This window comes from Gammaproteobacteria bacterium, from assembly GCA_011375345.1.
Lineage (GTDB): Bacteria > Pseudomonadota > Gammaproteobacteria > DRLM01 > DRLM01 > DRLM01.
Window position 1 is genome coordinate 1 of the sequence record DRLM01000006.1, and the last position, 10,292, is coordinate 10,292.

Annotated in this window: 8 protein-coding genes; all 8 read right to left on the reverse strand. The window is 64.7% G+C overall.

Annotated elements, in window-relative coordinates; all coding sequences use genetic code 11:
* Positions 1 to 282, reverse strand: a 282-nt coding sequence (locus tag ENJ19_00410) for a hypothetical protein (protein HHM04189.1), incomplete at its 3' end; no start/stop codon positions are given.
* On the reverse strand, positions 279 to 548 hold the full coding sequence (locus ENJ19_00415; protein ID HHM04190.1) for a hypothetical protein: 270 nt from the start codon (positions 546 to 548) through the stop codon (positions 279 to 281). The genes ENJ19_00410 and ENJ19_00415, both read right to left, overlap by 4 nt.
* Entirely contained in the window at positions 545 to 2,506 is a 1,962-nt protein-coding gene (locus ENJ19_00420) for an ATP-binding protein (GenBank protein ID HHM04191.1), read from the reverse strand. Before ENJ19_00420 ends, ENJ19_00415 begins: the two co-directional genes overlap by 4 nt.
* The gene (locus tag ENJ19_00425) at positions 2,503 to 3,798 is read right to left on the reverse strand and encodes a DUF4255 domain-containing protein (protein ID HHM04192.1); all 1,296 of its coding nucleotides are present in this window, start codon (positions 3,796 to 3,798) and stop codon (positions 2,503 to 2,505) included. Before ENJ19_00425 ends, ENJ19_00420 begins: the two co-directional genes overlap by 4 nt.
* Positions 3,799 to 5,256: 1,458 nt before the next feature.
* Positions 5,257 to 6,105: a hypothetical protein gene (locus ENJ19_00430; GenBank protein ID HHM04193.1), complete on the reverse strand. Its 849-nt coding sequence runs from the start codon at positions 6,103 to 6,105 to the stop codon at positions 5,257 to 5,259.
* A gap of 6 nt (positions 6,106 to 6,111) precedes the next feature.
* Entirely contained in the window at positions 6,112 to 6,639 is a 528-nt protein-coding gene (locus tag ENJ19_00435) for a phage tail protein (protein HHM04194.1), read from the reverse strand.
* 12 nt (positions 6,640 to 6,651) lie between these two features.
* On the reverse strand, positions 6,652 to 8,601 hold the full coding sequence (locus tag ENJ19_00440) for a phage tail sheath family protein (GenBank protein HHM04195.1): 1,950 nt from the start codon (positions 8,599 to 8,601) through the stop codon (positions 6,652 to 6,654).
* A 207-nt stretch (positions 8,602 to 8,808) separates the two neighbouring features.
* Positions 8,809 to 9,222 carry a hypothetical protein gene (locus tag ENJ19_00445; protein ID HHM04196.1) on the reverse strand — a complete coding sequence of 138 codons (414 nt, stop codon included), beginning with the start codon at positions 9,220 to 9,222 and terminating at the stop codon, positions 8,809 to 8,811.
* Positions 9,223 to 10,292 lie beyond the last annotated feature (1,070 nt).

Sequence of the window (10,292 nt, forward strand, 5' to 3'; positions counted from 1 at the left end):
GGGTTCAGGGCTGCGCGGCGCCCGCCGTAATTCGTCCTCGCACTCCTTGCATAGGCGCTGGATGCGCGGTGGCGCAGGCGGCGTGTTCAGGGCATGGCCGTCATCGGAGGCGGGCATGCGCATCACCTGCTCCGCCACCCGGTCGGCTTCCTGTTCGAAGCGGTCATTGGGCGCGCCCACGGTGAGTTTGGTTTGCGGGGCGAAGGGGCGCTGGCCGGCGAAGCCCGTGGCGGCGGGCATGGCCGGGACGGGGGCGGCGCGTTGTGGCGCGGCCTTGCTCATCCCCTGCCCCTTCCCCGCAGTGAGCCGTGAATGGCGCGGGCCACCTGGGCGGGGCTGGGGATCTGACCCGCCGGCGCGGCCACGGTGTGCACCGGCGCGGCACGGGGCGCTGCCGTGCTTTCGGCCAGGCCGGCCAGGCCACCCTCATCACTCAGCAAGCGCCCCAGTTCCTGTTCCACCTGGGCGCGATAGCGGTCGCGGTCCACGCCGCTGGCGCCGTGAATCACCAGCTCGTCGATGAGGATTTCCATGCCCGGCACGCTCATGCCCAGTCCCTCACTTCGGCGGTGACGGGTTTTTCCAGCTTGGCGTATTCCGTTTGCGCGGCGGCGCGCAACTCGGCCATGGTGACGGGCCGGCCGCGGTCGGCCGCGAGAAAAGCGGCGTTGAGGGCAATGTTGCGGATGTGGCCACCGGCCACGTTGAGCCGCGCCAGCTTGTAGACGTCCAACGCCTCGGTGGGCGTTTGGGCGGGGAAAGCACGGCGCCAGATTTCGGCCCGCTGGGCGGCGTCGGGGAAGGGAAACCGCACCACGAAGCGCAGGCGGCGCAAAAAGGCGCTGTCCAGGGCCTGTTTCTGGTTGGTGGTGAGGATGGCCAGGCCGCGGTAGGCTTCCATCCGTTGCAGCAGGTAGCTCACTTCGATGTTGGCGTAGCGATCGTGGCTGTCTTTCACTTCGCTGCGCTTGCCGAACAGGGCGTCGGCCTCGTCGAACAGCAATATCGCCCCACCGTATTCGGCGGCATCGAAAACACGGCGCAGGTTCTTTTCCGTCTCACCAATGTATTTGCTCACTACGGTGCTGAGATCGATGCGGTAAAGATCCAGCGCCAGTTCATTGGCCAGCACCTCGGCCGCCAGGGTTTTGCCCGTGCCGCTGGGGCCATGGAACAAGGCGGCCACGCCCATGCCACGGGCGTTTTTGGCGGCGAAACCCCAGTCTTCGTAGACTTTGACCCGCTGGCGCACCTGGGCGGATATTTCCGCCAGGGTCTGGCGTTGCAACTCGGGCAGCACCAGATCGTCCCAACCCACTTTGGAGCGGATAGGCTGGGCCAGTTCTTCCAGCCGCGGCCGGGCCTGACGGCGGCAGGCCTGCCACAGGCGCTGTCCCAGTTCGACGCCGTCTTGGCCGGCCGCACCGTTCAGGGCCGCACCCACGTTCATAATGGCCTGAGGATCGAGCCGGAACTGGTTGACCAAACGGTCCACGTCGCCGTTCAGTTTCTCTGCCGCCGGCCCCAGCGCCTGGCGCCACAGTGCCCGCTGTTCCCCCGATGAAATAACGGGAACGTCGAAGGTGACGTTGTCCCGCTCCGGCAGGCTCACGGGACTGGCCACCACCGCCACCACCGGCCCCCGCAGCCGGCTCAACATGCCCCGCAGGCGCCGGGTCTGGTCGGGGCCGTCCAAGTCCTCCGCGGCCACGAACAGGGCGCAGCCGTGCAGCAGCATTTCCCGTTCCCACAATCGGATGAAGGCGTCCCGCTCGGTGCTGGTGGGAGGCAGGTCTTCGGCGCTCAGGCGGAACGCGCTCCAGCCCGCCCGGGCGCAGGCCACCGCGGCGATGTGCGCGGCGCTCTCGCCGTTGCCGCACAACTGCACCACGGGCAAAGCACCCCTGTCATGCCCCTGCCACAGCCGCAGCAGGGCCCCGGCCAGCTCCGCCTGGCTGGGAGTCAGTGCCACATCACTGGCCAACGGGGTCACCACGGCATGCAGGCGGCTGTCGATCTGGCCCGCGCCGGTGATGAAGTGCAGCGCCCATTCGTCCAGCCGCAGAGGACTGTGGGTGAGGGTCTCGCCCGGCCCCACCTCCACCAGCCGCCAGTGACGCAAGGCGGCGCCGGGAGTGAGGGCGCTCCAATGGGCCTCGGACAGGCAGACCAGAGCGAGAGAAAAGGTGACCGCCCGGCCCTGGCCGGTGCCATTCAGCAGCGCGCTGAGTTCCGCTGTGGCCCCGTCCAGTTCCACGGCGGCCAGCAGCAACAGTAACTCTTTTTCAAAGGGTGTGAGGCCAAAGGCGGCCACCAGGACATCCAGGGCCGCGGGACCGGGCAGCGCGGCACGGGCCGCGGCCACCTCGGCCTCGGCGCGGGCCAGGGCGCCGTCGTCGTTTTTGGTGGCGGCACGCCGGGCCAGGAGCGTGCGCAAACGGGCGATTTCCGCCACCAGATAGCGGTGGTTGGCAGCCAGCCACTGGTCCCGCTCGGCGGCGTTCATGGGATGCTCCGGCGCGGCTGCACGTAGCGGTGGTAGGTGGGGCTGGCTTCGTTTTCGTCCAGCACCAGGGGACTTTGGGCGCCGTCCACCTGAACCCGGAACAGGAACTCGCCGCTGATGTCCGGGCTGATGACGAAGGTCAGGGTATCGCCGTCGGCAGCGCGGGGCTCGGCGGGAATGCGGTAGGCCTCGGGGGCGGCGTCCACCCCGTATTCGTTCAGCAGCAGCACCACCCGCTGGCGACGGCCCACGTCGGGCCGCACCCGAAGGGTGACGGTGCGGAAACTGTTGCCCTCGGAATCGGTCTGGAGGGGTGAGACCTGGATGTCATATACGCCGCCCGTTTCGCGTATGCGGGGCCTGAGGGCCACCGCCACCACGTTGGACTCGATGCCCTCATGCTCAAATCCGGGGGTGCCCATCATCAGCCGGTGAATGACCTGCGCTCCCTGCACCCCGGCCCGCAGGCTGCCTCGGCTGGGGGCTTCGGTGGCCAAATCAATGGTAATGCGCGTGTCGCTGAGATGGGGCCGCGTAGGCGTGTATTCGGCCTCGCCGAGGCGTACCCGGGTCACTTCGCCCCGCAGATGGCGGCCGCTGAAGACGAGCGTGGAGGCACTGGTGATCTGATCCGGCGGCGGCGTGGCGGCCGCCACCTTTTCCAGACAGGGGTCACGAAAAGGCCGCACATAAATATTGCGCCGCCTGACCGGCAAGGTGGGCTGCGGCGTCTCCGCGTCGGCCTCGATCAGCACCAGCTTGGCCACGTAGGCCATGGACAGGCGATAAGCGGTCTGGACAAACATGGTCCACAGCTTGGACAGCTCTTCCAGATTGAGGGTGATGGGGGTGATCTTGACCCGTTCGATCTGCTCCGCCAGATCAGACCCGGCCAGGTAACTGTACGTGGCACTGCCGATGGTGGTTTCGATGGCCTGGCGGCTGAACACCGGACGGGCGTGCAGGGTGCGCACCACGCTGCCCATGGCGCGCTGGGGTTCCAGGGACAAATCGCTGCCATAGAAAGTGAGCAGATAATGGAGATCCAAAGCCGCCTGGGGGCGCCGCACCACATTGCCGTCGGCACGGCGGGTGGGCAGGTCGTCGTTGCGGTAGGCGGGATTGGGTATGGTCTGATAAAGGAAAAAATTCACCCCCGCCCCCTCCAGGGAATCGATCTGATCCGGCCGCACCGCTGCCACCCCGGCGCCGTCCAGATCGTCCTCCAGAGCGGGCCGCACCCATTCCATCAGGGTGGCGGTGACGGTGGCAATGGCGAGGTCGTTGCTCATTGGAAATGGTGCGCCTTTGGGATTGAGGTGATGGGAAAGATGATTTTGACCCCCTCCCCCAACCCCCCGTTTGCAAAGGGGAGGGGCAAAAATGATGCATGCGCTGGTGAAGGATATTTCATTTAATAAACCAACCGTTTGCCACCGTTATCGAAATCTCCGCGTCATTACCCATGCCTACCGAGCCCGCACCCCAGCCCCCTTTGGAAAAGGGAGCTTGGGGGGACTTGTACAGCTCATTTCTCACACTTTTCCATAAATCCCTCTTTTTCACAGGATGAGATTTGCACCCGAGCCTCTACTAACAATAAACTTCAATAATATTAATCAGTTGTCAACTTTTATTTACGTAAGACCTTAAATAAAAATAATCATCAAAACCACGTACGGGTGCCGGCGCCGGGGCGGGTGGGGCACTCTGCGGCGATGGCGGCGCGGCCCGTACTTCCACCCGGCCGATGTGCACCTGCACGGTGGACTGTTCTTCCCCTTTGCCCCCCTGCCACCGGTCCGCCGCACCTGAAAAAGCGGCCCAAGACACCACCGCAGGGCGGGCCGGAACAGCGGGCCGGACGCCGAGCAGCTTGCCGGCCTGCCCCCGGCGGCGTGGGATCGGTGGCTCTTGCGGGGGCGGAGCAGCCGGTGGCGGGGTCATTGCTGCGGCCGCATCCGGCGCGGCACGCCCTGCCCCACGCGCGGCGGCGGGCGGGAGCAGCGCCACCCTTGCCGCAGGCGGCAAGGTAACCGGTGGTACGGGGGATGCCACCACGGGGCGAGGCGCCGCGTTGGTTCCGCGCGGGTCTGTTTTCTTCTCCGGGGCGGTGGATGCCGCGATTCCATCGTCCAGTGTGCTCCCGACGGCCGGTGCGGTCCCGCCACGCACTGCCTGCTCCCGCGGCGGGGGGGGAACACCGGTCAGCGAGGGTGCGGGCCGGGGGGGCGGAACCGGGCGCGGCGCGGCACCGGCTGTTTCCGGACGGGTGGCGGAACCAGCGTCGGAGACCGGAAGAAACTCCTCTGCCGCCGGAGAATGCGCTGCGGCGCCGGGTGCAGCGGAGGGTCGCTGCGGCGCAGCAGGAAACCCGACACTGAGGCTCATGCTCCGGGGCCTGGCCTCCACGCTGACCGGGGGCGTCTCCCCGGGCGCGGCCGTCGGCGGGACCTCCGCCGCCGTGGACGGCGCGGGGGCGTGGGGGCTGACGAGGCGTCCAGGCCCCGCCTGCGGCGGCAATGGCGACGGGGCAGGCACCGGCTCGGCCGCGACGAGGGATTCGCCGGGGGATGGAGTCATGGCCACGGCCGGGGGTGATGGCGCCTGGCCCGCCGGCGGCGCAGCTGGCAGGGGCGCCGCAACAGTCGCCCGCCACGGCCAGACGATGACCGGTGCCTGCACTGGCGCCAAGGCGGCCCACGCCCCCCGCCCGGCGGCCCGCTGCACCAGGGTATTAAGATAGCGGCTCATAGGGCCTCGGCCTCGCTGAAGCTGTCGGCCAGCAGCTCCAGATAGCGGCGGCGCTTGACGGGGCTGAGGCCGAGAATCTCCGTCTCGCTCCAGTGATAATGCAGGGCCAGAGTGTGCACCTGGCGATAGAGATCCCGGCTGTGGGCGGCCAACTCTTCAAAAATGTAGGCGGCGGCATCCAGCACGGCGAGGAACTCGTGTCCGCATTCCGGGCAGGCTAGGGCAAACTCCAGCTCCGCTTGCGGGTCCAGCGCCGCCATGCAGCCGGGGATGTCCGCCAACCACTCCTCCTGCCATTCGGACAAGGCCTGCTCCCCGTCATAAACCCCGATCATGCAGCGCTGCAGCAGTTGCCGGCCGGCGGCCTCGTCATCCAACTCCGCGGCCACGGCCTCCAGATCCGCTCCCGTGGGGAGGCGAAAGCGCCGGCGCAAGGCCTGCTGCTCGTGCTCGCTCTCGTACTCGGGCTGCGGGTGGGGATACGGCGCTTGCAGAAACTCGCTGACACGCAGGTCCAAATCCATGGCACTGCCGCAGCCGTCGGCCGGACAACGCAGGGTGGCTTGCAAGCGGTCACCCACGGTGAGGCGGCGGACATGCCACAGCAAGGCTTCGCGATCCCCCGCCACCAGCTCCGCCAGGGCGGCGCGGCTGACGCTGTTCCGACCCTCGAGGCGCTCCACGCAGCGCGTCAGCAGTTCAGTGGCCCGCGTCACCGGCAGCGCTTCGGCGGTGTTTTCCACCAAAAACTCCTCATCGCGGCCGGTGAGGGGGCGCAAGCCCGCCTCACGGCAGTGGCGGCCGTCCACCCAATAACCGTGGGGCAGCAAAATCGCTTCCCCCATGGCGGCTTAGGCCTCCGGTTCAGTGTAGCTGGGCTCGCTGGGCTCGGCCGTCTCGTAGTCGCGCTCCCAACCCTCGTTTTCCAACTTGAGGGTTTGAATGGCCACGGCGTTGGCGCTGGCGTCCAGCTCCGGCAGGGCCTGGAATTCGCTCACCCAGCAACGGTAGACCTTGTAGGCGATGACCTTCTGGCCGGCTTCGTTGTAAAGCTCGATGATGACGTCTTTGCGGAAATCCTTGAGCGACACCTCGGCGCCCAGGCCGGAACCGTAGTTCCACACCTTGTTGGCCCATTTTTCGAACTCGGTGTCGTGGGTGACGCCCCGCTCCAGGGTGATGGCCTCATATTTGCTCTGCCCCGGGGAACGGCGCACGGTGCTGGGGTCGCCCCCTTCGCGGTGTTCCACCACCTCGGTGCTGCGCTTGAGGGCCCCCACCTTGGCCACCCCGGCCACGTAGCGGCCGTCCCATTTGACGCGGAATTTGAAGTTCTTGTACGGATCGAAACGCTGAGCGTTAACGGTGAATTGAGCCATGATCCCCCTCCTTTAGGTTTCGATCTGTCCGGCCAGCTGCTGGATCTTGATGATGACGAACTCCGCCGGCTTGAGCGGCGCAAAGCCCACCAGGATATTCACCACGCCGCGGTTGATGTCCGCCTGGGTGGTGGTCTCCTTGTCACACTTGACCAGATAGGCTTCGCGCGGCGTGCTGCCCTGGAAGGCGCCCTGGCGGAACAGGCCGTTCATGAATGCCCCCACATTGAGCCGGATCTGGGCCCACAGGGGCTCGTCATTGGGCTCGAACACCACCCACTGGCTGCCGCGGTAAAGGCTCTCTTCGATGAACAGCGCGATGCGGCGCACGGGGATGTATTTCCAGTCGGAGGCCTGCTGGTCTGCCCCCACCAGGGTGCGGGCGCCCCAGCACACATTGCCGTACACGTCGAAATTGCGCAGGCAGTTCAGCCCCAGGGGATTGAGCTGGCCGTTTTCGGCGTCGGTGAGCTTGTAGGTGAGATCCGGCACATTGCGCAGATTGCCCTCGATGCCCGCCGGGGCTTTCCACACGCCGCGGTTGGCGTCGGTGCGGGCGTAGAGCCCGGCCACGGTGCCGCTGGCACCCACTGCTTTGAGGCGGTAGTTGTTGAGAGGGTCGGGAATGCGCGGCCGGGGAAAATAGGCTGCGGCGTTTTGGTGGCGCAGGGTGGCATTTTGGTCCAGCCAGTCGCGGGCCTCGTCCAGCGTGTCGATGTTGGCGGGCAGGTCCACTATCATGAAGGCGCGGCGGCTTTCGCAATAACTCTGTGCTTCGCTGTAGACCTGGCTCATGGAGGTGGCGTCCAGCTCCGCCGCCCGGGGCAGGCAGAGAATATTGAACAAGTCCGCGTCTTCCAGGGCATAGATACCGGTCTTCGCCGCCAACGAGCCGCGCAGTTCGGTGGCTGTAGGCGGATCGCCGTCAGCGCCGGTGGTGCCCGCCCCCTGGGCGCCCACGCTGGTGGCGCTGCCCAGGCTGTATTGCTGCACGTTGGCGATGGGGGCGATCAGGCCCAGGTCGGTGGCGGGCGTGCCGCTGTTGTCGGTGAAGGTCAAAATAGTTTCAGCATCGAAGTTTTGCCCGGTGCGCCCGGCACGGACCAAAAACTGTGTGCCGATCAACGATACCGTGGCCCCCGCCAGCAAGGGCTCATTGGGATCGGCGGCGCGGATGGCCGATTGCAGTATGGCCCTGACCTGCTGAAGATTGGCGGGCGCGGTGGAAAAGGTGACGGTCGCCGTGGCCGTGCTGCCGCCGTAGTGCACATCGAAGGTTTCCCCGGAGGTCAGCGCGGCTTCTGCACCGGTCGCATCCGTGCTCCACGTTCCGGTGGGCGCCGGCCGGGTGGTGGTGTCGGAGGTGGGGGTGAGGCGGGTGAGCTGGATCAGCCTGGAGCCTTCGTTCACCACTTCCACGGCATAGTCGCTGTGATTGGGGTCCATGGACAGATTACGATAGGTCTCGTCCTGCACCACCACCTGACGGCCGTCCTGGAACGCCACTTCGACCACGGTCAGATTGAACAAGCTGCTGGGATCGGTGGTGTCGTAATCCACATCGAGGCGCACGTTGTTGGCCCAGGCACCGGGGTTGTCCACCGCCGCGCCTTGCAGCCGCCGCCCCGCTGTGGCCGTGAGCACGCCCGTGCCGCTGCCGTCCTGCAGGGTGATGGTGGCGGTGGCATAGGTGCCCGCCTCGGCGGTGCGCACCACATAAGCGTTACTGCCACCATTGAGAAAAAACTGCTGGATGGCATAGCTGGCCTCGCTCAGGCGGTGCAGGCCACCGAACTCGCGCTCGAAATCGCCAAAATTGAAAATCTGCACCGGGTAATCCATGGGACCACGGGCAAAGAAATCCACAAAAGCGCCGATGGACGTGGCCACGCCCACAATGGTGCGCACGCCGCTGGGCAGCTCTTCGATGTACACGCCGGGATAAGTCGGTGTCACAGGCATGGTTCAAGCCTCCTTGAGATGTTATGGCAGCGAGCTGGCTTTAACAGGATGTTGAAAAAGGCCGTCCTGGCCTTTTTCAACGCCGGAAGCAGAAAATGCGATTTCCGGCTTCCTCACGTTTTCAATGACTTGCCGTCATTGAAAACGGCGGTGCATCCCTGCACCGCGGCACAGGCTGCCGAAAAACGGTGTTTTTCAACAGCCTGTTCAAGGTGTCGCATCGCGACCCACGACGATATGAATCGTGGCGTCTTGCACCAGCGTGCTGGAGAAAAACAAACTGCCCGGCGCGTTGTCCAAGGCCGACACCGCGCCCGTGCCGGCCAGGGTGATGGGCTGATCCAGCTGGAATGAAGGATTGGCGGAAGAATTGACTTTGTAACTGAGAAAATTGAGATCGTCGCCGAAACGGTCGGCGCTGATTGCCAGAAACTTCACCTGCCCGGCACCACCCGGTTGCACTTCCACCTCTTTGTCGGTGTCGGGCCCGCCCGTCGTGCCACTGCCGCGCACGGTGATCTTGATGATATCCACCGCCTCCACCGAGATAGCACGGGACAGGGACATCGCCGTGTTACCGCCTACCACCACCGTGGACGTCCATTGAATGGTCTGAGCCATAAGCGCCTCCCTCAGTTAGCCTGGCCGACCAGCGCGTGCGAATGCAGTACGCCGAGAAGAAAAAACCCTGTAACAAGCAGCTTGGTTCTGCTAATTCAACCAAGATCTCTGAACACAGCCGCTGACGGGCCGCACCCGGCCAGCACACCTTGACAAGAAATGGGAAAACCGGCTGAAACAACCAATAAGGAGAGTCCGCGCACGCCGGTGAACGTGACCTTTGTATGACCCAGTCTGCTACCTGGAAAACGCTTCATCGATCCTTCCGCCAGCGTATCCGCGAGGAGAGCAACACTCCGTTGGTGTTCAATATACTCCGATGATCGAACAAGTTGCAATGGGTCTGTGTGTGAAATTTTTCATACCACAGACTAGTCGGGGCAGGCATGAAACATGCGGCCACGACTGCGAAGAAGAGGCTGTCGCCGCCAAGCGACAACCACAGGAAGCAGCCATGTGAGAAGCGACGAGTTGATGGTCTGCATGATCACCGGTACAAGTATCGTCGATATCTGGCTTGCTGCCATTGGTTGTCGACGGTGGGCGGCGTAAAAACTATCCTGACAGAGGGAGGTCGTATGCCATCCTGACCAGCCTTGTTCCCAGTCTCGCGAATTATATTTGCTCAGCAATCAAATCAGGTCGTTCTGACTGTTTGATACTCGCCCGTGAAATCCGCCCGCCATTTGACGACATGGCGGCAGTTCACAGACTCCCAGTGGCGGGCGCCAAGGCGGCACCTCCCCCGGGGCCGCGCCATCAATCCGGCGATTTCAATTGCCGGGTGAGTATTTCCGGTTTTTGTGGACCATGCGGGCGATCGCATCCTCACCCAAGGGCCGGTGCTGCTTGACCCGGAGGCTGTCAATCCATTCCTGGGCAAAATCACGCTGCAGGCGGATATTGATTATTGCTGTTATGGTCATGGCGACCACCCCCTCTGTCAGGATAGTTGTCGCCTCACATGATCATTGTAATCGAAGAGGCGGGCGATGATAGAGAGTGAGTCATGAAGCGTTATTCGGCGGAGAGAAAAGAGTCGGTCATTCAGAAGATGATGCCGCCACATA

What these genes read in the sequence shown, in the direction of transcription:
- ENJ19_00415 (HHM04190.1), bottom strand. Translation starts at nt 548, where the DNA reads ATGAGCGTGCCGGGCATGGAAATCCTCATCGACGAGCTGGTGATTCAC.
- ENJ19_00420 (HHM04191.1), bottom strand. Translation starts at nt 2,506, where the DNA reads ATGAACGCCGCCGAGCGGGACCAGTGGCTGGCTGCCAACCACCGCTAT.
- ENJ19_00425 (HHM04192.1), bottom strand. Translation starts at nt 3,798, where the DNA reads ATGAGCAACGACCTCGCCATTGCCACCGTCACCGCCACCCTGATGGAA.
- ENJ19_00430 (HHM04193.1), bottom strand. Translation starts at nt 6,105, where the DNA reads ATGGGGGAAGCGATTTTGCTGCCCCACGGTTATTGGGTGGACGGCCGC.
- ENJ19_00435 (HHM04194.1), bottom strand. Translation starts at nt 6,639, where the DNA reads ATGGCTCAATTCACCGTTAACGCTCAGCGTTTCGATCCGTACAAGAAC.
- ENJ19_00440 (HHM04195.1), bottom strand. Translation starts at nt 8,601, where the DNA reads ATGCCTGTGACACCGACTTATCCCGGCGTGTACATCGAAGAGCTGCCC.
- ENJ19_00445 (HHM04196.1), bottom strand. Translation starts at nt 9,222, where the DNA reads ATGGCTCAGACCATTCAATGGACGTCCACGGTGGTGGTAGGCGGTAAC.